We start from the raw sequence: 20,867 nt of genomic DNA on the forward strand, positions 1-20,867 counted from the left end.
GAGCGTGAACGTACAGTAGGCCATGATAGCCAGCCGATACACGCCCATTGACGGTGCCGATGGCACCCAGGTGGCCACATTGGGTGGCACCACCGATCTGCTCAGCGATCTGGTCACCATCCCCAGCGGCGCCGCACAGGCCAGGGTGCAGGGGGCCGGCAATGCCGAGTTCGCCTACCGCCTGGATGGATCGGTAGGGGAGGGCCCGGCCGCGTGCCTGCGCGCCACCGAGCTCACCCTGGCCAACGGGGCGAGCATACAAGGGGCAGCCGTGTGCAGCAGTGGGGGCGCCACGCAGGTGGTGGTGCAGTTCTTCCGCGGGGCTATCGGTCCGTAGCGCCGTAGGTGGCCAGGCGCTGCAGGGCCTCCAGGCAGCGGCGCCTTGCAATGGCGGCCTGGTGGCGCCAAACGCCTTGCGTTTTGTAGGCATACCAATCGGCCAGCACCGCGTAGTAGGCGCCCAGCGCGCCGATGGCATTGCCCAGGTGCAGCCAGGCGAAGTGCATGCGGTTGGGTCCGTTGGGGCCCTCAGCGGCCCGGTCTAGCGCTTCGGTGGCCGTGCGCAGCTGCAGGGTCATAGCCTGGTCGGGGCTGGTGCCGCGCTGCATGGCCTTCAGGGCCGGCCAGGCCATACGGTAATCGTGCAGGGCCTGAGCCAGCAGCCCGTTGGCCTCGTGCAGCAGCTCATTCAGGAACTGCTCGGTTGCCGCCTGGAAGGCCTTGGCATCGCGCCGGCTGCTGAACGGCACGCGCCGCCGGTTGCCCAGCACCACGTAGTAGGTGCGATGCGCCGTGTAGGTGCTGGTGGCGGCCGGTTCCAGCACGCCGCGGATGGTGATGCGCTTCATGGCTAGCTTCGTGCAAAGTTCCTAGGCGCTTGGCGCCGTGCAGCATGTGCTATTTGGCCCGGTATTGCTGGGAGTTAGGGCTGGTTGGGCGGGGCGGGTTGGCACATAATTTATATTATGTTAACCTGCATTCGGCTGGATATCTGAGCCTTAGTGGCGGAGAATCTCCTCTTGATTCGTCCCTGCCCACCCACCTACCCGCCTACATTCGCGCCCATGGATTTCCTGAAGCATGCCGGCCAGGCGGGATTACGGTGGTTCACGAGGCACGTGCCCATTCGCGGTCGGCACCGCTTGGCCGATACCGTCGGCCGGTGGGTCTCCGACCCTGTCACGGTGCGCTCCATCAACGGGATCAAGGTGGAACTGGACCGTGACATCCAGTACCACCGGATGATGCTCTTCGACCTGTATGAAGAGAATGTCCTGAATTACCTCCGTCGCCGCCTTAAGCCAGGGATGGTGGTATTCGACCCTGGCTGCAACATCGGCTATTTCGCAGCCCAGGTGCTTGGGATGGTCCAGCCCGGCGGCCAGGTCTGGTCATTCGAGCCCTCGCCCACCTGCCTTACCCGCATCCGCCGGCACAATCCGTCCGGATCGGTGCCGGGTTGGAGCCTACAGGCCGCGGCACTCACCAACCGGTCCGGGAAGCTCACCTTCTTCGATACGCCGCGGGTGGTAACCCATGGGTATGCCGTGCTCGAGGAAGCCTGCAAGCCGAACGACAGGGTTCCGGTCGAGGTCGCTGTCACCAGCGTCGATGATTTCTGCGCCGCGCAGGGCATCAGCCACATCGACTTCCTGAAGCTCGATATTGAGGATTCAGAGCTTCCCGCCCTGCAAGGGGCCGCCCGCATGCTGGCGGAAAGGGCCATCGATACCATCCTGGTGGAGACCGAGGTAAGGCCCGATCGGGTTAAGCTCAATGATCGGATATTCAAGCTGTTGCGTGATTCCGGGTTCCGCCCGCACCACGCACGCCGCGATGGTACTTTGGTGCAGGTGGAGCCCGAGCGCATGCCCCCGCACAAGGAGGACATTATCTGGGAACTCCAGCGCTGAAAGGCGAAGGCCGGGTTGCCCCGGCCTTCGCGCATGCATGGCTTCCCAGGCTTATTGAAGCTTGGCAAGCTTGTCCTTCATGACCTGGTACTTGGCCTGGTCGTTGGTCTTGCCATAGAGCTTGATGAGCTGTTGGATGGTCTGCGAATCGTTGGCGTTCAGCTCGTGGGCCTTCTCGAAGAACGGCACGGCCTGCAGGTAGATGTCGTCCGCCACCTTCTTGCACTTCATGTACTCGGTATCGCTCTTGATGGCGTTGCACTTCTCATACTCCGTGGCTGCCCGATTATTGAACAGCACGCCGATGTTGAAGTGGGCATCGAACGAGGATGGGTCCACCTCGATTGCCTTGCGATAGGCCTCTTCCGCCTTGGAGTACGCTGCGGTGCGGGTGGCATCGTCCTTGGCATCGTTGGCCTTCTTATCGTGCAGGCTCCCGAGCACCGACCAGAGGGCGGCATTCCGCGGGTCCTTCTCGAGGGCTGCCATAACCCCCCCTTCGGCCTCCTCGCTCCGATCAGCGGCAAGGAGGAAGGTGATGCGATCGAGCATGAGGTCCTTATTGCCGGGGAAGGCATTGAGGCCCTCCTGAGTGGTGGCGATGGCGCCATTCAGATCCTCCGACTTCCGCTGCAAGCTGGCGATGTAGCGGTACACCTCGGGCTTCGAATAGCCGGCCGCAATCGCCTCGCGATAGCTGCTGATGGCGTTCGTGGCATCCCCTCCGAGCTCATAGGCCAGGGCACGATTGAAGATGGCATTGGTATCGACCTGCCCGAAGGATTTCGCAATAGACTCCGAACGCCGGTATCGGGCAACGGCCTCTGTGTAGTTCTTGGCCTGGAACGCATCATTGCCGGCATTGAGGGATGCGCCCTGCAGGGCCATGAGGGCCTGCCCGTTCTCCCGCTTGTATGCGCCCTTGGCGTCCAGTTCATTGGCCTTCATATAGCTCTCGGCCGCCTTGTCGATGGCATCGGGGAATTGCTGCTTCAGTGCAGCGTCCTCTCCGAGGGCGATCATGCGATAGATGTCGCCGCGGTAGCGCCAGGTCTTCTCGCTCAGTCCGGTCTTGGCATCCTGCGTGGCGGGCTCGATGTACTCAACGGCTTTCGCAAGCTGGCCGTCCTTCATGTAATTGAAGGCGTTCACCACGTTGGCGTTCTGGGCCTGAAGGCCGAATGCCAAGGCTGCTGCGGTAAGGGTGAAAAGGGTCTTCATGGTTGTTCGTCTGCGGGTATTGCTCATTCCTGGTCCTCCCCTCCGGCAAGTTCAGTGCCATCGACGGGTGGTGCCTCGCCACCGTGGTCCGGCGCATCGGCCCCTTGCGACTGCTCATCGGTCTGAAGATCGCTGTCCACCTTGGCCACGGCAGCAATCTGGTCGTTGCCGCGGAGCTCGATGAGTCGCACGCCCTGGGTGGCCCTCCCCAGCACCCGGAGTTCCTCCAGGCTCATGCGGATGGTGATGCCATTGCGGGTGATGATCATGAGCTGGTCCGCATCGGTGACATCCTTGATGGCGACCAGTTCGCCGGTCTTCTCGGTCACCTGAAGGGTCTTCACGCCCTTGCCTCCCCGGCTTACCATACGGTAGGCATAGTCGCCGTTCTCATCGAGGATGGCCGACCGTTTGCCGTAGCCCTTCTCGCTCACAACCAGCACCTGGCGCGTGGAGAGTTCGCTGCTGTCGATGGCAATCATCCCGATTACCTCATTCGCCTCGCCGCCGCCCTCCAGGTTCATGCCGCGCACCCCGCTGGCGTTGCGGCCCATGGGACGCACATCCTCTTCTTGGAAGTGCACGGCCAGGCCTTCGCGGCTGGCCAGGATGATGTGGCTCTTCCCCGTCGTAAGGCGAGCCTCCAGCAGTTCGTCGCCCTCCCTGATGTTGACGGCGATGATGCCGCTCACGCGCGGCCGGCTATAGGCCTCGAGGGTGGTCTTCTTGATGATGCCCTGCTTCGTGCAGAGGACCACGTAATGGTTGTTGAGGTAGTCCTCGCTCTTGAGGTCCGTGACATTGAGGTAGGCCACCACCTTGTCGTCCCCCTCGAGCTGCACGAGGTTCTGGATCGCGCGTCCCTTGCTCTGCCGATTGCCCTCGGGAATGTCGAATACACGCATCCAGTAGCAGCGGCCCTTCTGGGTGAACACGAGCAGGTAGTTGTGATTGGTGGCCACGAAGAGGTGCTCCAGGAAATCCTCATCGCGGGTGCTGCTGCCACGGGTGCCCACACCGCCCCGGCCCTGGGTCCGGAACTCGGTGAGCGATGTGCGCTTGATGTAGCCCATGTGGCTGATGGTGACCACGACGGCCTCATCGGCGATGAGGTCCTCGATGCGCATGTCGCTACTGGCATGCACGATCTGGGTACGGCGCTTGTCGCCGTATTTCTCCTTGACCTCCAGCGTTTCATCCTTGATGATCCGCATCCGCAGGCCCTCATCGGCCAGCACCTCTTTCAGGTAGGCGATGGTCTTCATCAGCTCGGCATGCTCCTCCCGGATCTTGTCCCGCTCGAGCCCTGTGAGGCGCTGCAGGCGCATGTCGAGAATGGCCTTGGCTTGGACCTCCGAGAGCCCGAACTGCTGCATGAGCCCGTCCTTGGCCTCCTCCGGCGTCTGGCTGGCGCGGATCAGCGCGATCACGGCATCGAGGTGGTCCAGCGCAATGAGCAGGCCTTCCAGGATGTGCGCCCGCTCCTCGGCCTTGCGCAGATCGAACTTGGTCCTGCGCACCACCACATCATGGCGGTGGTCCACGAAACGCGCAATCAGCTCCTTCAGCCCCAACAGCATGGGGCGACCATTCACGAGCGCAATGTTGTTGACACTGAAGCTGGTCTGGAGTGCGCTGAACTTGTATAACTGATTGAGCACCACGGTTCCCATGGCATCTCGCTTCACCTCATACTCGAGGCGGATGCCATTGCGATCGCTATAGTCATTCACATCGCTGAGCCCCTCGATCTTCTTCTCATTCACAAGGTCCGCCACGCCCTTGTAGAGTTGGACGGCCTTGTTGGTCTGGTAGGGAATCTCCGTACAGACGATGGTCTCACGTCCGGTCTTCTGGTCCTCCTCGATGCTGCACTTCGCCCTGAGCACGATGCGGCCACGCCCGGTCTCATAAGCCTCGCGGATTCCATCCACGCCGTAAATCACCCCGCCGGTGGGGAAGTCCGGACCTTTGATATGGTGCATGAGGCCCTCCACATCGATGTCCTTGTTGTCGATATAGGCCACGATGCCGTCGCACACCTCGCTCAGGTTGTGCGGGGCCATGTTGGTGGCCATGCCCACCGCGATGCCGGCCGCACCATTCACCAGCAGTTGCGGGATCTTGGTGGGCATCACACTGGGCTCCTCGAGCGTATCGTCGAAGTTGGGGCGCATGTCCACCGTTTCCTTGTCCAGATCGGCGAGCACCTCTTCGGCGATCTTCTTCAACCGGGCTTCGGTGTAACGCATGGCCGCCGGGCTGTCCCCGTCGATGCTGCCGAAGTTGCCCTGGCCGTCCACCAGCGGGTAGCGAAGGCTCCAATCCTGCGCCATGCGCACCATGGCATCGTACACGCTGCCATCGCCGTGCGGGTGGTACTTCCCCAGCACCTCCCCCACGATACGGGCGCTCTTCTTATAGGGACGGTTGCTCAAGACGCCGAGGTCCTGCATGCCGAAGAGCACCCGGCGGTGCACCGGCTTCAGGCCATCGCGCACATCGGGCAACGCCCGGCTCACGATCACCGACATCGAGTAATCGATGTAGGCGGTGCGCATCTCGTTCTCGATGTTGATCGGGATGATCTTCTCTCCTTCTGCCATGGGTCTTGATACGGTCTGATGGACCCTTTTCCGGCGGCGTTCAACCCTCCGGAAAAGGGAGCCCGAAAGTATCCTTATCCGAAAGAACCGCCGATGCCTTGTTTTCCACATCGCCACAGCGCCCTGTGGATAATTGGATTTCCCCGTTCGGGAGCAGCCGGACCCCGGATCGATAGCTTGGCCCGCGGCCTTACCGCTTAACTTGTGCTCCGTCGCATCGTGTCGGGCACGGCTTGCTTAACCCCCAACTTTGCGACCATACAGCATGGACGCCAAATTCACCCCCCGTGTCCGGGATATCATCGGCTACAGCCGTGAAGAGGCCTTGCGCCTCGGGCACAACTTCATCGGTATCGAGCACATCCTGCTCGGGCTGTTGCGGCATGTGGAAGGCAACGCCTTGCGCATCCTGCAGCGCCTCGAGGTCGACCTCGATGAGCTGCGGCGGTCCGTGGAGCGCGGCATGGAGCCCCCCAGTGCGACCCGCCCCACCGACAAGGAGAGCATCCAGCTGCTGAAGCAGGTGGAGAAGATGCTGAAGATCACCTACCTCGAAGCCAAGCTCTTCAAGAGTCCGCACATCGATACGGAGCATCTGCTGCTGAGCATCCTCAAGGATGAGGACAACCTGGCTACGCGCACCCTGAGGAAGTTCCATGTGGACTACGAGTCCGTGAAGAACGAGCTGGACATGATTCTCGCAGATGGGTCTGCGCCCGGCTCCGCATACACCAGCAAGCCTAGGGCACAAGGGCCACAGAGTGCCGATGACGACGACGACGACAGCGGCTCCTTCTCCGGCGGCGGGGCAGGTCAGCGGAAGCAGGGCGACAGCAAGAGCAAGACACCGGTCCTGGACAACTTCGGCCGCGACCTCACCAAGCTGGCCGAGGACGGCAAGCTGGACCCGATCGTGGGCCGCGAGAAGGAGATCGAGCGCGTGAGCCAGATCCTCTCCCGCCGTAAGAAGAACAACCCCGTGCTGATCGGCGAACCCGGCGTGGGCAAGAGCGCCATCGCCGAAGGCCTCGCCCTGCGCATCATTCAGCGCAAGGTGAGCCGCGTGCTCTTCAACAAGCGCATCGTGGCCCTGGACATCGCCAGCCTGGTGGCCGGCACCAAATACCGCGGCCAGTTCGAGGAGCGCATGAAGGCGGTGATGAACGAGCTGGAGAACAGCCCGGATGTGATCCTCTTCATCGACGAGATCCATACCATCGTTGGGGCCGGTGGTGCCAGCGGCAGCCTCGACGCCAGCAACATGTTCAAGCCCGCCCTGGCGCGTGGCGAGATCCAGTGCATCGGGGCCACCACGCTGGATGAGTACCGCCAATACATCGAAAAGGACGGGGCCTTGGAGCGCCGCTTCCAGAAGGTGCTGGTGGAGCCCACGAGCGTGGATGAGACCATCCAGATCCTCAACAACATCAAGGAGAAGTACGAGGACCACCACAACGTGAACTTCACCCCTGAGGCCGTGGAGGCCTGCGTGAAGCTCACCAACCGCTACATCACGGACCGTCACCTGCCCGACAAGGCGATCGATGCCCTGGACGAGGCCGGCAGCCGTGTGCACATCAGCAACATCGTGGTGCCCAAGAGCATCCTCGACGTGGAGCAGAAGATCGAGGAGATCAAGGAGGAGAAGAACCGCGTGGTGCGCAGCCAGCGCTACGAGGAAGCTGCCAAGCTGCGCGACCGCGAGCGGCAGCTGCTGGAGGAGCTGGACAAGGCCAAGAAAGCCTGGGAGGAGGAGAGCAAGAACAACCGTACCACCGTCACCGAGGAGAACGTGGCTGAAGTGGTGGCCATGATGAGCGGCATCCCAGTGACCCGCATCGCCGAGAAGGAGAGCGGCAAGCTGAGGCGCATGAAGGAGGAGATGGTCGGCAAGGTGATCGGTCAGGACGAGGCGGTTGCCAAGGTGGTGAAGGCCATCCAACGCAACCGTGCCGGCCTGAAGGACCCGAACCGTCCCATCGGCAGCTTCATTTTCCTGGGCCCTACCGGTGTGGGCAAGACCCAGCTGGCGAAGGAACTGGCGCGCTACCTTTTCGACACCGAGGAGGCCTTGATCCGCATTGACATGAGCGAGTACATGGAGAAGTTCTCCGTGAGCCGCCTCATCGGTGCGCCTCCGGGCTACGTCGGCTATGAGGAAGGCGGCCAGCTCACCGAGAAGGTGCGTCGCCGCCCCTACTCCATCATCCTGCTGGACGAGATCGAGAAGGCGCACCCCGACGTGTTCAACCTGCTCTTGCAGGCGCTGGACGATGGCAAGATGACCGACAGCCTCGGCCGCCACATCGACTTCAAGAATGCCATCATCATCATGACCTCGAACATCGGGGCCCGCGACTTGAGCGAATACGGCAAGGGGGTCGGCTTCGGCACTGCCGCCAGGTCCGCCGGTCAGGATGAGGCCAACCGCGGCATCATTGAAAAGGCCCTGCGCAAGGCTTTTGCCCCCGAGTTCCTCAACCGGATCGATGATATCATCATGTTCAACTCGCTCAAGCGGGAGGACATCCACAAGATCATCGACATCGAACTCGATCACCTCTACAAGCGCATCTCCGAACTGGGTTATGAGCTCAAGCTCACCGATGAAGCCAAGGACTTCCTGGCCGAGAAGGGCTACGATGAGAAGTTCGGTGCCCGTCCGCTGAAGCGGGCCATTCAGAAGTTCATCGAGGACCCCATGGCCGAGGAGATCATCAACCAGGGGATTGAGGAGGGCGATAAGATCTCCATTGGGCTCAACAAGGAGAAGACCGACGTGGCCATCAAGGTCACCAAGGGAAAGAAGAAGATCGCCAAGGGAGAGGGCGGTGAGCCGAAGGAATTGCCACCTGCGGAGTGAGCGAATAATCTCACCATGCGAAGGGGCCGCTTCAGGACGAGGCGGCCGCTTCTCCTTTATGACCGTCCTTGCCGCGTTCCGGGCTGGCAGCTCCCTTAGGCAGCACCCAGCGGCACATCGCCGCGTGCTGCACGCTTGCTCACCAGGTCACTGGCTCGCGCTCGCTTCTGCGCAGTCGGGTGCTGAATCCAAGGCCGAAGAGCAGGTTCTGGAAGGCGGTGCCTTCCACGCTCTCCCGGCGGCCGGGAAAACCGGTGGCCAACCCAAGGTCCTGAGCGTTGAAGGTCGCGCTCGCCCGGTCGTAGCCCAAGGTCAGTCCGAAGGCCAGATTATCCGTGGCGTGGACGTAGTAACCGAAGCCTACTCCCCAGAACAGCACGCCGTCCTTCGCACCGACACAGCTAGGGCAATCGAAGTCATAGAAGGCCATGCCCGACCGGAGGTTGACCTCGTAGAATGTTCGGTCGCCGGTGTACCGTTCGTATTGAAGCTTGCCGAAGACGATGGTGCGCCGCACATCCCCGGCCCCAACGAAGGGCGCCAAGGCCCGCTCCTTGAGCGTCGTCCACCACATGGCCCCGCCCGCGCCGATTCCCAAGCCCTTGCGGATGGGCACTTGGAAGGTGGCGCCCACTTGGCCGATGTTCTCAGTGACACTGGTGAACAGCGGGTTGCGCAGGGGGACCGGGAGCACGAGGTCGCCCTTGATCGTGGTGCTGACATCGGGGAGGCGGCTGCGCTGCTGTGCCGACGCCGGCAATACCTGCGCAAGGCCGAGCAGGATGGGGATGAAGGAGCGCATCACCGTTGAAGACGGAACTGCCTCACCGTCCGTTGCGTCGATGTGGCCATTTCGAGGTGGTAGAGGCCGGCATCGAGCGCAGGAAGCGCTCGGTCGAGTTCAGCCGTTCCCGCAGGCAGGGATTCGGGTGACCATTCATGGATGGGGCGATGGGTTTCATCCAGCAGGGTCAAATGAACCTCCTGCCGAGTGGGGAGGTGCAGTTCGATGAGCAAGCGCTCCGGGTGGTAGGCCAGCTTCAGCGCAAGCAGCTCAACATGCAGCGGCACCGGCAGGTCGTTCGCCACCACCTTGCGCCGGAACCGGCGGAGGACCACGATGACCAGCAGGATGCTGAGCGTGATCAGCAGTGCCGTGCGAATCGTAGCGACTTCCATGGGCGGGATCAGAGCGCGATGACACCGGAGATGCCGGCGGCACGGTCGTATCGCATCACCACGTCCTCGGCGGTCATCATCACCTCCTTCACCGTGATGCTGAGGTACTTGCCGCCGGCTGAATACTTCCGGAGCACCTCGCTTTCCGGGGGGAACAGCGAAAGCACCTGCTGCAGCCTTTCCGCATCGGGCTCCAGGATGAACTTGAACATGTACAATGACGGCCAAGCATGGACCTTATCCAAGCTCTGTCGCAATCGGTTCTTGGCCTCCTCGCTAAGCATCCCTCAACTTTGGCAAAGGTAGTCCTGTCATTGAACCGCTTCCCGTGTCGCGTGTACGGGTTGCAGAGTCGATCTTGGAGCCATGACCCGTCAGCTGCTCGTCCTAGTCTCGATCCTAGCACAGGCTTGCGTTTGGGCGCAAGCGGTGCCGGCGCCGGCACAGCGGGTTTCGCACGTGATGGATGCCTACCAAGGCGCCTGGTCACTCTCCATGTCAGCAAGGGAAAAGGAGCAGGCTTCGCAGCCCGCGTCTGCCCGCGATGCCCACGCTGAGCCGGTCGACGGGGCGGGCCCAAGGCTCGATGCCCTCCGCCAGACCCGGAATGCAGCCCTCATCCGCAGCCAGGGCAGCCTAGGGAGCGCGGATCGCGCTGCCATTCAGCAACAAGCCGAGGCCCTGAGCCGCGGTTTCCCCAACTCCTTTGAGGCGCATCTGGCGAACTACTATGCGGAATTCCCGACGGCAACGTCATTCAGCCACCTGGCCCTCGCCCATGCCTCGAACCCGGAACGCGACGAGCTGCTCGCTCCCATGCTCACCCTGGCCCTGCGCGATGGCGATGAGGGTCGCCTTGCCGCTGCTGCGAAAGCCATGAAGGAGAGAGGGCAGATGGCGGCCGGGCTAACCGATTTGGCTCGCGATATCCTGCTTGGCGTAGACAGGGGCGGAATCCTCGTCACAGCCGGTGAAATGGACGGCTTCCCAGTGCTCTTGAGGCAGTACGCCGAGGGAGAGAGAAGGGACGTGCTGGTCATCGACCTCCGTCTCCTCTCTGATGGGGACTATCGCTCGCGGGCATGGAGGCTTGCAGGGGCCAATGGTGATGCACCAGCCACTTCGGACGGCTTCCTGGGCAATGTTCACCTGGCCACGGCGCGACCGGTTCATCTCTCTCTGGCCGTGGGGCGGTCCATTGCGGCACCGCTCGCCGACCAACTCCATGTGGCTGGCCTTACGCTTCGCCTGACTGCTGCGGAGTGCTGCGACACGAACAAGCTCGAATCAGTTTGGAAGGCGATGCGGAAGACCAGGTCCGCTGGCCCGCTCAGCCGGAACTATGTCGTACCGGCGGCAGCGCTTCTCAAGCACTACCGCAGCGCAGGCGATGAATCCAAGGCGAGCGAACTGGAACATGAGCTGCGCCGACTGGCCAACGAATTGGGCATGACGCGTGAGTTGATCGCCAACGGCATCCTGCAGCACTGACCCCATGACCCTGCTGGGCAAGGACTACGAGCGGATGAGCGATGAACGGCTCATGGAGCTTGTCGTACGGGGCGATGAAAAGGCCTTCGCGGCGGTGTACGACCGATACAGCCGGCGCCTGCTCAACTATTTCCACCGAATGCTCTGGCAGGACCGCGAGCGGGCCCGGGACATGCTGCAGGACCTCTTTACAAAGCTTGCCCAGCGGCCGACCGGGTATGACCCTGCAAGACCCTTCCAGACCTGGCTGTTCAGCGTGGCGAACAACATGTGCAAGAATGCCTACCGGCACCAGGAGGTTGTGAAGGCCGCCACGCTCCACCTCCGGGCGGAGAGCGACCGCATCGATGCGCTGGACGGTGCCGGCGTAGACCATGAGCGTTTCCGGGACCGCCTCCAGGAGGAGTTGGGGCGCATCGACCCGGACCATAAGGCCACCTTCGTGATGCGGTATCATGAGGAAATGGCCATCAAGGAGATAGCAGCCGTATTCGGCTGCTCAGAGGGTACCGTGAAGAGCAGGCTCTTCTATACGCTCAAGAAGCTCGCCGAACGCATGAAGGAGTTCGACCCCAACGCCATCCACCATGGAAAACCGTGAGCGCTACGACCCCGAAGACATCGAATCCCTGCTTCAGGAAAGGGCCTTCGATGAGCTGCTCGATGAGGAGCGCGCCTACGTGCTGAGGCACCTCAATGGCCGCGCCGAGTATGAGGCGATGCGAATGCTGCTGAAGGATGTCCGCAACAGCGAGGAGGGCCGTCAGCCGCTGACGCCGGACCCCGATGTGCGGGCGGCGGTGCTCGAAGCCTTCCGCACCCAGCATCGGCCGCTTTGGCGCATTTGGCTCAATGCCGTCGGTCAGGCCCTATGGCCCAAGGACGCTTTCGCGCTGTGGCGACCCGCCCTGGCCATTGCCTCCTTGGCGCTGCTGGTGATGGCCGGGGTCCAGGTGGTACGGCACAGCGGCAAAGGCATGAAGGAGGTCGCCTTGGCCGAGTTGAAGGAAGAGGCGGCCGCGAAGAGCGACCCGGTCGTTGGCCCTGCCCATGCGCCCGGCGAAGCCCCGTCCGGCCCTGCCGGTGCGCCGGAGAAGCAGGCCAGCGAAGCCGCATCGGCAGCGCAGCCGTCCTCCCGAATCGCCGAGGAGTCCGCAGAAACCGGGCTTTCGGAAGCATCCCGCAGCATCGAATCGCCACTCACCGTTCCAGGTGCAGCTGCGTCGAAGGAGGATGCACAAGCGCACCTGGAGCCCGACGCCATGGCGGAGGCCCCAATCCGGTTGGACTCCGAAGCCACCAGGGAATCGCATACAGTCACCGCCGATGAACTGGCGGTGAACATGAGCCTCGCAAATGCCACGGGGGCCGCCGCGAAAGCATCTCGCAAGGCAGCGGACAGAAAACGTGGAGCACCGACGCTATCGGATGCACCCGAGCTGCTGGCCCTGATGGCGACAGGATGGTAAGACCTAGTCGATCGTGAATGCCTGCGAGAGCGCAAGGTCCTTGCCCTGCACCGAAAGGACATGCGTGCCGCGCGGCAGGACCGCCTTGTCAAGGCGACGAACCAGCTCATCAGTCAAGGCCTTGCCCTCTTCGCGATAGAGCACGCGCCCATCCTTGTCACGAATCTCCAGCGCCACCTTGCCGATCTTCCGGATGTGCGCGATCTGTATGTTCACGAAGGCCGACGTACGCGAGCATTGAACGCTCAAGCGGGCATGTCCACCAGTGTCCCCGTGGCCAGCGACAGCAGCGGCAGAGAGCATTGCCGTAAAGGCAACTACGGCCACTCCCCGAAAAAGACGCACCACGCCCATCGCGGCGAAGATAAGGCAATCCCGGCGAATCCACCAGTGAACGCTAGGGCAATTCACTCCCCGCCGTGTAGAGGTCACCCCCTTCCGCCGCGCGCAGGGCGATTGAGAACCCAGGGCGCAACGACCATCCCCCATGGTCCCCATCCGCCCGAATGGCCAAGAAGCCCACCTGCATGCCATCCAAGCTGCGATGCTTGCGGGCAATCCGCCGTGTGGCTTCCTGGCAAGCCTCTATGGCGGTGCGCCCCTGGCGCATGAGTTCCACCACCGTATGGCTCCCGGCAGTCCTTATGACCAGCTCCCCTACCCCTGTGGCGCATGCTGCGCCGGCCTCGCCATCCACGAACAACCCCGCGCCGATGATGGGGCTGTCGCCCACTCGGCCATGGACCTTGAACGCCATGCCGCTGGTGGTGCATGCGCCAGCCATCACACCTTGGGCATCCATGGCGATGAGTCCGATGGTGTCGTGGTTCTCGACATTCGCCTTCGGTTTGTAGTCGGAAGTTTTCAGCCACTCTTTCCACTCGGCGCGCACCTCTGGAATCCTCACCTGCTTGGTCCGGAATCCGTTCGCTAAGGCCCATCGCTCGGCCCCCCGCCCTACGAGCATCACGTGCGGGGTACGCTCCATCACGGCCCGTGCGATGCTGATCGGGTTCTCGAATCCCTGCACGAAGGCCACCGCACCCGCACGCCCTTCGTGGTCCTGGATGCATGCGTCCAAGGTGACATGGCCGTCCCGGTCGGGCCTGCCGCCCAAACCGACGCTGCGATTGGAGAAATCGCTCTCCACCACACGCACGCCCTGCTCTACGGCATCAAGCACGGTGCCCCCCTGCTCCAGCACCCGCCAAGCTCTTTCATTGGCCGGCATGCCATGATCCCAAGTGCTCAGGATGAGCGGCGTCCGTGCCGAAGGCTGCACGAAGGTCTCCCGGGCTTCAGCCTGGGATGAGCGGAAAGTGAATAGGCCGGCTGCGCCTGCCATCCCCAGCTTCACGAAGCGTCGACGCCCTTCCTGCATGTCCGCAAAATAGCACGGCGCACGCCCGTATGGCCCGCAGGTGCCGAACTTCGCCGCTGGCCACGAATCGGCCCCAGCCATGCGCAACCTGATCCTCGCGGCCCTCTCCCTCCCGGCATCGATGGCCATCGCACAACCGCCCGCGGGCTATTATGCCGCTGCTGAAGGCCTGACTGGCGAAGCGCTGCGCTCGGCCCTGAATGACATCATCAGCCCGCACTCGGTGGTAGCCTACAGCGCACTCTGGAGCGCCTTCGCCCGCACCGATCGGCGGCCGGATGGCGCTGTGTGGGATATGTACAGTGATATCCCTGGAGGCGCACCGGATTACCTCTTCCAATTCGTCACCGACCAATGCGGGAGCTACAACGGTGAAGGGGATTGCTTCAATCGGGAGCACACCTTCCCGGTCAGTTGGTTCGATGATGCGGTTCCGATGCGGTCGGATCTCCACCACATCTATCCGGCTGATGCATGGGTGAACCAGCAGCGGGGGAATTGGCCTTACGGGGTCGTCGGCTCTGCTGATTACACAAGCAGCAATGGCAGCAAGCGAGGGCCCTGTATCTACCCCGGCTGCTCAGGCACCGTGTTCGAGCCCATCGATGCCTACAAAGGCGACCTCGCCCGCGCCCATTTCTACATGCTCACGCGTTACCTGGACGAGTCCACCGGCTGGGCTGCATCGGTCTTGGCGCAGGGCGAGTTCATCCCATGGGTTGAAAGCCTCTTGATGGCCTGGCATTCCGCTGATCCCGTAAGCGACAAGGAAAGGGCCCGCAACGATTCGGTCTTCGTGATCCAAGGCAACCGCAATCCATACATCGACGAGCCCCAGTGGGCGAGCAGCATCTGGGGGCCGCAGGCCTCCATCAGCGAGTCCGCTGCCATTGCGGGCCGAGCATGGTACGCCGACGGATACCTGCATATCCCAGCAGCAGCAGGCTGCCCGGGGTGCATCCTGCGGGTGCATGATGCCACGGGCCGTGCGGTCACAGAGCTGACTCTATCCCCTGGAGCAGCCTCAGCGCCGTTCGAGGCCTCCCCAGGATATTATGTTGCCGTGCTGGCCGGCGAGCATCAGTCAGTGCTGCGCTTTGTGCGCTAATCGGCCTTCAGCAGACGTACGGCGCCCAGGTCCGGATTGGAAGGGCGAACCGTGTAGGCCCCGGCCGGCAGGTTGGTCAGGTCCAGCTCAACGGTCCCTATGCACCCCCTGATGCGCTCCACCACCCTCCCCTGCATGTCAATCACCGAGAGGTCCGAAGCGCTGGGCAAAGAAAGACGGGTGGTGGTTGAGGCCGGGTTGGGCGTGCACTGCAAGGGTTGGGCCTTGCCGACCTCCGCAACACTGGTGCTCAACCCGCAGGTCACCGATTGGCCGCAGACCAGTTCGCCCATGAATACGGCCACATAGTCGAGTGCATTGGCCTGGTCGCTCTGGAGGTAGCCCACGTGCGCATTGGCGTCATATGACTTCAGGCAGTTGGTGATGCCGATGTGCCCCGCCCGCAAATGCAGGTCATGGCTGCCGCTGGCCGTAAGTCCGGTGGGGATGCCTCCAACGAATACCGGAGCGGTATAGTAGGGAACGATGTTGTCCCCTACTTCGTGCAGGCTCACCAAGGGCTCATCCCCCGGCTCGATCCAAGCGGAGTCGCCCAGGGCACCGCTGAAGCTGTAGCAAGCCATGGCCCGGCTCGAATAGCCCGGGCTCCCGCTGCTGCCCTCCAGGCCGCCAAGGCCGGGCAGCTCCGAGGCCAGCACGGCGGGGACCTCAGCGTCCTGGTCGAGGTACATGGCATGCAAGGCACTGATCGCGCCTGCCGACACGCCGCCGATGATGATCCGCGTCGTATCGATGCGGTATGGGTTGCCCATCTCGGCCACACTGCGACGGAGGTATCGGACGCATGCACGCATGTCGTGCGCTCCGCGCATCACGGCCCTGGTGGTGGTTGTCTGGTTGGGCAGGAAGAAGCCGACCCGATAGTCATTCGCCACCGCTACGTAGCCGCGCTTCGCCAGGTCGTTGCAGATGAAGGCCACATCGCCCCTCGTCCCCGTGATGAAGGATCCGCCGAAGGCGACCACCACCACCGGACGGAGCTGCTCAGAATCGCCCGACGGCTCGTAAACGTCCATCCGCAAGGTCTGGCTGCTGCCAGAGACGCCGGTGTTGCTGCCGAACACCACTCCCTGGGTGACGTTGACATCGGCAAAGAGGTTGGCATTGACATAGCGCCCCGTGGAGCAGTCCTGCGCCACGGCTGTGAATGAGGCGAGGGTCATGGTGAGGAGAGCGGAGAATCGTGCCATGCGCGTAAGTGGGTGATGAACCGTGGCAAGATAGACGGAAGCGCGGTCCCGGCAAGGGGAGGGTGCGCCACGTGGCGGAGGCCTCTCCTCCTTGGCACGTCATTCGCTTACCCGCCTGTACCAATCGGAACCAACATGAAAAAGCACCTGCTTTCCCTCGCCTTCGGGGCCCTGGCCATGGGCGCCGCCGCGCAGTTCCAAGTGAACCCGCAGGCCGGGATCAATTTCCAAGGACTCACCAGCCCGGAGCCGGGAGTCCAATACAAGGCCAATATCGGCTGGCAGCTCGGCGCTGACTTCCGCATCGGTGACCGCTTGTTCTTCCAGCCCGGAGCCCACTTCGGTCGAAGCGCCACCGCCATCAAGGCCTTCAATAACGATACGCTCCTGTACGAGGATGACCTGGTGCGCACGAGCCTGAAGCTGAATGCCTTGGTAGGCTATCGAATCATCGATTCCTATCAGTTCGACCTCCGCTTCATGCTAGGTCCAACCTACGATGTGCTGTTGAGCGTCGATGACCGTGACGACCGCATCGGATACAACCGCGGCGATTTCCGTGGAGGGTCCCTGAATCTTGATGCCGCCCTCGGCTTCGACATGGGTGTGGTGACCGTTCAACCCGGAGTCAGCTTCGGCCTGAGCCGGGTCTTCAGCGACAATCCCGTGGTGAAGGATATCGGATCAAGGTACCTCACGTACGGCGTGACCGTCGGCGTGAACTTCGGTAACGACGACTGACGGAAGGCCCCTTATCCGACGAGCGCCCTCGCCAATGCGGGGGCGCTCGGTTTTCTTAGTCCTTCACGACAGGGAGGCCCGCTTTCCGCCACGCGACGATGCCCCCTTCGAGGTGCTGCACCTGATAACCGCGCTGCGCAAGGTGCTCAAGGGCCTGCTCGCTGCGCCCGCCGCTGTGGCAATAGAGCAGCACCGGCCGTTTGGCGTCCAATCGTGCGAAGGCTTGCTCGTAGTCAGGCGCGGTCCAGTCGATGAGGGTGCTGCCGGCCAGGTGCCCTGCTGCATACTCGGCCGGTGTGCGTACATCCACAAGCTGGTAACGTCCGGATTCTACCTCTGCTTTGAATGCGGACGGGCCGAGGGCCGCAGGGTGATTAACGGCCATGCCGGTTGCTGGGGCTTGCTGCACCTGGCCAGCGGCGGGCAGGTGAGAGGTCAGCACGAGCAAAGCTCCGATCAGCCAGGAATGGTTCATTGCGGATCGAGGGTCATGGCCACATCCGTCCAACCGCCGCCATTCTGCAGCCCTGTGATCCCTCGTGCCTCCAGGTACAGCAGCGCCTGACCGCTGCGTGCGCCGCTTCGGCAGCACAGGACGATAGGCGTTGCCATGGTCCGGAATTCAGAGGTCCGCGCCGGCACTTGATCGAGCGGTATATTGATGGAACCGGGCACATGGCCGCCTTCGAACTCCTCCGGAGTGCGCACATCGACGATGGTGCCCGCGGCCATGCCTGCGTTTCGGGTGGAGCTGATGGGAGTCGAACCCACGACCTCGTCATTGCGAACGACGCGCTCTGGCCAGCTGAGCTACAGCCCCGAAGTCGCCGCGAAGTTGCAAAGAAGACGCGAACTGCCGATATGGAACCGGAAAGCTCTTGGTGACGTAGAAGGCGGGCTATGCTTCGCGAAACCTCACTGATCATCGCCGCCTTGCTCGCCGCGTGCCACTGCGTGGCGCAGGCGGATGACATGGCCTACATGCCCAAAGAGGTCCCGGCCCGGACCGCGGACGATGCGGTGATCACCATGCACGAGACCGATACGCCCGGTGTGGTGGCGTTCAGCCTTCCCCCTGAGACCTATCGGGTGGACCTCCTGAACGGGCAAGGCCGGGTGGTGGACAGCATGCCTCCGGATGCCGCAGCGGCCTTCGACCTGGATCGTCTCCGGCCCGGGACCTGGACCCTCCGGGCGCACACGCCTGTGGGCATGCGCGTGCGCCGCTTCGTGGTGAGCAACAGGAACGGCCTCAACCGGGCCGTTGAAGCCTCGGCACGCCCCAAAGGCCGCTAGCGCGCCTTCACCTTCACGCCCTTGGCCGCGAGCCTGCTCAGGCCGAGGGCCGCTTCGGTGTGGGTGGGGTCGATGCGCAGGGTCTGCTCGTAATCCGCCTTCGCACTGTCCAAGCGGCCCTCCAGTTCATAAGTGACGCCCCTGCTGTACCACGCCTGCGTGTAAGTGGGCATCTTGGCAATGGCCCTCTGGAACTGCTCGCGCGCCATCAATGTCTTCTTCTGGTGCTCGAGCAGGATGTACCCGGTGTTGTAGTATGCCAATGGGTAGTCGGGATCGATCTCCTTGATGCGGGCGTAACAGGCGAGGGCCAGGCTGTCCCGGTCATGTTCCTGCGCGAACATCGCCTTGTTGTAATGGGCCTCGATGCTCGTGGGCCGTTCGGCGATGGCCGCATCGTAGTAGTCCAGCGCGAGGGCGTCATGGCGGGCCGCGTGCAGGATGCCCAAGGAGATGTAGGCGTCATAGAGGTCCGGGTCGCGCTCCACGGCGGTCTGGTAGCTGCTTATGGCCAGGTCGGTGTCACCGGCGGTGCGGTGGATCCACCCTTTGAGGTTGTACAGCTGGCCATTCTGAGGGTCCAGCCGCAGGGCGTCATTGGCCTCGGCCATGGCTTCTTTGAAGCGTCCCTGTACGAGGTAAAGCTCACTCAGCTTACTGCGTGCGTCCGTTGAGCTAGGGGCCAGTTCGATGGCCTGTTGGAAGCTCCGCTCGGCATCCACCAGCCTCACCTTCCGGAAATAGAGCCCACCCAAGGCGAGGCGCCAAGCGGAATTGGCGCTGTCAAGGACGATGGCACGCTTCCAGTCGGCCTCAGCCAGCGCCAGGCTGTCAATGCCCTCGAAGAATGCGGCACGCTGGGCGAAGAGCGCCGCATCGTCGGGGTTGTCGATGATGCGCTGCTCGATCCAGGCCAGGCTGCCCTCCGGGGCTTGTGCGTCACGCGGTTCCTTTCCCCCCGGTGCCTGGCAGGCGATGAGGGCAAGGCACCAGAAGGCATTGAAGGCCAGGGAACGGGAAATCGGTTGACCCATAAAGCGAAGGCCCCGGATCACCTTCCGGGGCCTTCAAAAGTAGCGGCTGAACCCATCAGGCCGTGACCGGCTGCTCGGTCTTGGCCACCGCTTCCTTGATCCGTTGCTCGAGTTCGAGGCAAAGTTCCTCGTTGTCATCGAGGAGTTGGCGCACCATGTCGCGCCCCTGGCCGAGCTTGTTGTCCTCGTAGCTGAACCAGCTGCCGCTCTTCTTCACGATGCCCATCTCCACGGCCATGTCGATGATCTCACCCGTCTTGCTCACGCCCTTGCCGAACATGATGTCGAACTCGGCCTTGCGGAACGGAGGGGCCACCTTGTTCTTCACCACCTTCACACGGGTGCGGTTGCCGATGACGTTCTCTCCTTCCTTGAGTTGCGTCACGCGACGGATGTCGAGGCGGATGGTGGCGTAGAACTTCAGCGCGTTGCCGCCGGTGGTGGTCTCCGGATTGCCGAACATGACACCGATCTTCTCGCGGAGCTGGTTGATGAAGATGCAGCAGCAACCGGTCTTGCCGATTGTGCTGGTGAGCTTGCGCAGGGCCTTGCTCATGAGGCGGGCCTGCATACCGACTGCACTGTCACCCATTTCACCCTCGATCTCGGCGCGTGGGGTCAAGGCCGCCACGGAATCGACCACCAAAAGGTCGATGGCGCCAGAGCGAATCAGGTTGTCGGCGATCTCCAAGGCCTGCTCCCCGTTGTCAGGCTGGCTGATGAGCAGGTTCTCGGTGTCCACGCCAAGCCCCTCGGCATAGAAGCGGTCGAAGGCGTGCTCGGCATCGATGATGGCCGCAATTCCGCCTCGCTTCTGGCATTCGGCGATGGCGTGGATAGCCAAGGTGGTCTTTCCGGATGATTCCGGGCCGTAGATCTCGATGATCCGCCCCTTGGGATAGCCGCCAACGCCCAAGGCCAGGTCTAGTCCCAGCGAGCCGGTGGGAATCACCTCCACCTGTTCGATGGCATCATCGCCGAGCTTCATGATGGCGCCCTTGCCGAAGGTCTTCTCCAGCTTATCCAGGGTGAGCTGAAGCGCCTTGAGTTTCTCCTTGTTGATCTCCGTTGCCATGGCCTATGGTGTTGTGGTTAGTTGCGGAATCGAACGATTGACGGAAAAACCGTCGATATCATGACGCCCAAATAAGCACCGCGGTGCAGGCTGTGCCAAATTTCTCGGCAAGAAGTTTTGAACAAGCGTCACCATTCTTGGTACCGATTGATTGGATTACTCACCGTCGAACAGCCAAGAATGTCGACGAAATGAGGTTTTTCAAAGACGAAACTTGACACAGGGTGCCGAATGGCCATAGGTTCGCGGCACTCTTTCTCGACTGGGTCGCTTTTCGGA

22 protein-coding genes and 1 tRNA gene are annotated in these 20,867 nt (G+C 62.5%); 9 read left to right on the forward strand and 14 right to left on the reverse strand.

Annotation, left to right across the window (positions count from 1 at the left end):
- The first annotated feature begins 22 nt into the window (after positions 1-22).
- Entirely contained in the window at positions 23-337 is a 315-nt protein-coding gene (locus QY325_04410; GenBank protein ID WKZ67174.1) for a hypothetical protein, read from the forward strand.
- On the opposite strand, the gene QY325_04415 is transcribed toward QY325_04410, so the two are convergent.
- Positions 324-848, reverse strand: a complete 525-nt coding sequence (locus QY325_04415; protein ID WKZ67175.1) for a hypothetical protein — start codon at positions 846-848, stop codon at positions 324-326. The two genes, QY325_04410 and QY325_04415, sit on opposite strands and share 14 nt — an antisense overlap.
- A 216-nt stretch (positions 849-1,064) precedes the next feature.
- Here QY325_04415 and QY325_04420 point away from each other — a divergent pair, with 216 nt between their 5' ends.
- A complete protein-coding gene (locus tag QY325_04420; GenBank protein ID WKZ67176.1) occupies positions 1,065-1,913 on the forward strand; it encodes an FkbM family methyltransferase in 849 nt (282 codons plus the stop codon).
- 51 nt (positions 1,914-1,964) lie between these two features.
- Here the strand turns inward: QY325_04420 and QY325_04425 are convergent, their stop codons facing one another.
- Both QY325_04425 and gyrA read right to left on the reverse strand, forming a co-directional pair.
- Positions 1,965-3,134: a tetratricopeptide repeat protein gene (locus tag QY325_04425; protein WKZ67177.1), complete on the reverse strand. Its 1,170-nt coding sequence runs from the start codon at positions 3,132-3,134 to the stop codon at positions 1,965-1,967.
- A 23-nt stretch (positions 3,135-3,157) separates the two neighbouring features.
- Entirely contained in the window at positions 3,158-5,740 is a 2,583-nt protein-coding gene (gyrA, locus tag QY325_04430) for a DNA gyrase subunit A (protein ID WKZ67178.1), read from the reverse strand.
- Between the two features lie 265 nt (positions 5,741-6,005).
- Between gyrA and QY325_04435 the strand changes: the two genes are divergently transcribed.
- Positions 6,006-8,603 carry an ATP-dependent Clp protease ATP-binding subunit gene (locus QY325_04435; protein ID WKZ67179.1) on the forward strand — a complete coding sequence of 866 codons (2,598 nt, stop codon included), beginning with the start codon at positions 6,006-6,008 and terminating at the stop codon, positions 8,601-8,603.
- A 139-nt stretch (positions 8,604-8,742) separates the two neighbouring features.
- On the opposite strand, the gene QY325_04440 is transcribed toward QY325_04435, so the two are convergent.
- From QY325_04440 to QY325_04450, 3 genes are read right to left on the reverse strand one after another with little or no spacing between them, the layout of a single operon-like run.
- The gene (locus tag QY325_04440; GenBank protein ID WKZ67180.1) at positions 8,743-9,405 is read right to left on the reverse strand and encodes a hypothetical protein; all 663 of its coding nucleotides are present in this window, start codon (positions 9,403-9,405) and stop codon (positions 8,743-8,745) included.
- Positions 9,405-9,782, reverse strand: a complete 378-nt coding sequence (locus QY325_04445) for a hypothetical protein (GenBank protein WKZ67181.1) — start codon at positions 9,780-9,782, stop codon at positions 9,405-9,407. Before QY325_04445 ends, QY325_04440 begins: the two co-directional genes overlap by 1 nt.
- Positions 9,783-9,790: 8 nt before the next feature.
- Positions 9,791-9,994, reverse strand: a complete 204-nt coding sequence (locus tag QY325_04450) for a hypothetical protein (GenBank protein WKZ67182.1) — start codon at positions 9,992-9,994, stop codon at positions 9,791-9,793.
- Positions 9,995-10,148: 154 nt separating this feature from the next.
- On the opposite strand from QY325_04450, the gene QY325_04455 reads away from it, so the two are divergent.
- The 3 genes from QY325_04455 to QY325_04465 all read left to right on the forward strand — a co-directional run bounded on the left by QY325_04455 (position 10,149) and on the right by QY325_04465 (position 12,742).
- Entirely contained in the window at positions 10,149-11,273 is a 1,125-nt protein-coding gene (locus QY325_04455; protein ID WKZ67183.1) for a hypothetical protein, read from the forward strand.
- A gap of 4 nt (positions 11,274-11,277) precedes the next feature.
- Positions 11,278-11,874, forward strand: coding sequence for an RNA polymerase sigma factor (locus QY325_04460; GenBank protein WKZ67184.1), 597 nt, complete (start codon positions 11,278-11,280; stop codon positions 11,872-11,874).
- Positions 11,875-11,998: 124 nt separating this feature from the next.
- Positions 11,999-12,742 (forward strand): hypothetical protein, encoded by a 744-nt coding sequence (locus tag QY325_04465; protein WKZ67185.1) that lies wholly within the window; start codon positions 11,999-12,001, stop codon positions 12,740-12,742.
- Positions 12,743-12,745: 3 nt separating this feature from the next.
- Here QY325_04465 and QY325_04470 read toward each other — a convergent pair whose 3' ends face one another.
- Positions 12,746-12,958: a hypothetical protein gene (locus QY325_04470; GenBank protein WKZ67186.1), complete on the reverse strand. Its 213-nt coding sequence runs from the start codon at positions 12,956-12,958 to the stop codon at positions 12,746-12,748.
- Between the two features lie 181 nt (positions 12,959-13,139).
- On the reverse strand, positions 13,140-14,123 hold the full coding sequence (locus tag QY325_04475; protein ID WKZ67187.1) for a N(4)-(beta-N-acetylglucosaminyl)-L-asparaginase: 984 nt from the start codon (positions 14,121-14,123) through the stop codon (positions 13,140-13,142).
- Positions 14,124-14,202: 79 nt separating this feature from the next.
- Between QY325_04475 and QY325_04480 the strand changes: the two genes are divergently transcribed.
- A complete protein-coding gene (locus tag QY325_04480) occupies positions 14,203-15,231 on the forward strand; it encodes an endonuclease (protein WKZ67188.1) in 1,029 nt (342 codons plus the stop codon).
- Here the strand turns inward: QY325_04480 and QY325_04485 are convergent.
- Positions 15,228-16,442 carry a carboxylesterase family protein gene (locus QY325_04485; protein WKZ67189.1) on the reverse strand — a complete coding sequence of 405 codons (1,215 nt, stop codon included), beginning with the start codon at positions 16,440-16,442 and terminating at the stop codon, positions 15,228-15,230. The two genes, QY325_04480 and QY325_04485, sit on opposite strands and share 4 nt — an antisense overlap.
- A 135-nt stretch (positions 16,443-16,577) precedes the next feature.
- Here QY325_04485 and QY325_04490 point away from each other — a divergent pair, with 135 nt between their 5' ends.
- Positions 16,578-17,183, forward strand: a complete 606-nt coding sequence (locus QY325_04490) for an outer membrane beta-barrel protein (protein ID WKZ67190.1) — start codon at positions 16,578-16,580, stop codon at positions 17,181-17,183.
- A gap of 55 nt (positions 17,184-17,238) precedes the next feature.
- Here the strand turns inward: QY325_04490 and QY325_04495 are convergent, their stop codons facing one another.
- From QY325_04495 to QY325_04505, 3 genes are all read right to left on the reverse strand, one after another.
- A complete protein-coding gene (locus QY325_04495; protein ID WKZ67950.1) occupies positions 17,239-17,568 on the reverse strand; it encodes a rhodanese-like domain-containing protein in 330 nt (109 codons plus the stop codon).
- 86 nt (positions 17,569-17,654) lie between these two features.
- Positions 17,655-17,915 (reverse strand): rhodanese-like domain-containing protein, encoded by a 261-nt coding sequence (locus QY325_04500; GenBank protein ID WKZ67191.1) that lies wholly within the window; start codon positions 17,913-17,915, stop codon positions 17,655-17,657.
- Between the two features lie 14 nt (positions 17,916-17,929).
- Positions 17,930-18,003, reverse strand: a tRNA-Ala gene (locus QY325_04505).
- An 80-nt stretch (positions 18,004-18,083) separates the two neighbouring features.
- Between QY325_04505 and QY325_04510 the strand changes: the two genes are divergently transcribed.
- Positions 18,084-18,479 carry a hypothetical protein gene (locus QY325_04510; protein ID WKZ67192.1) on the forward strand — a complete coding sequence of 132 codons (396 nt, stop codon included), beginning with the start codon at positions 18,084-18,086 and terminating at the stop codon, positions 18,477-18,479.
- Here QY325_04510 and QY325_04515 read toward each other — a convergent pair.
- Both QY325_04515 and recA read right to left on the reverse strand, forming a co-directional pair.
- A complete protein-coding gene (locus QY325_04515) occupies positions 18,476-19,513 on the reverse strand; it encodes a tetratricopeptide repeat protein (protein ID WKZ67193.1) in 1,038 nt (345 codons plus the stop codon). The two genes, QY325_04510 and QY325_04515, sit on opposite strands and share 4 nt — an antisense overlap.
- Positions 19,514-19,568: 55 nt before the next feature.
- Positions 19,569-20,588, reverse strand: coding sequence for a recombinase RecA (gene recA, locus QY325_04520; GenBank protein WKZ67194.1), 1,020 nt, complete (start codon positions 20,586-20,588; stop codon positions 19,569-19,571).
- Between the last annotated feature and the right edge of the window lie 279 nt (positions 20,589-20,867).

Source organism: Flavobacteriales bacterium, from assembly GCA_030584065.1.
Classification (GTDB): Bacteria; Bacteroidota; Bacteroidia; order Flavobacteriales_F; family PHOS-HE28; genus PHOS-HE28.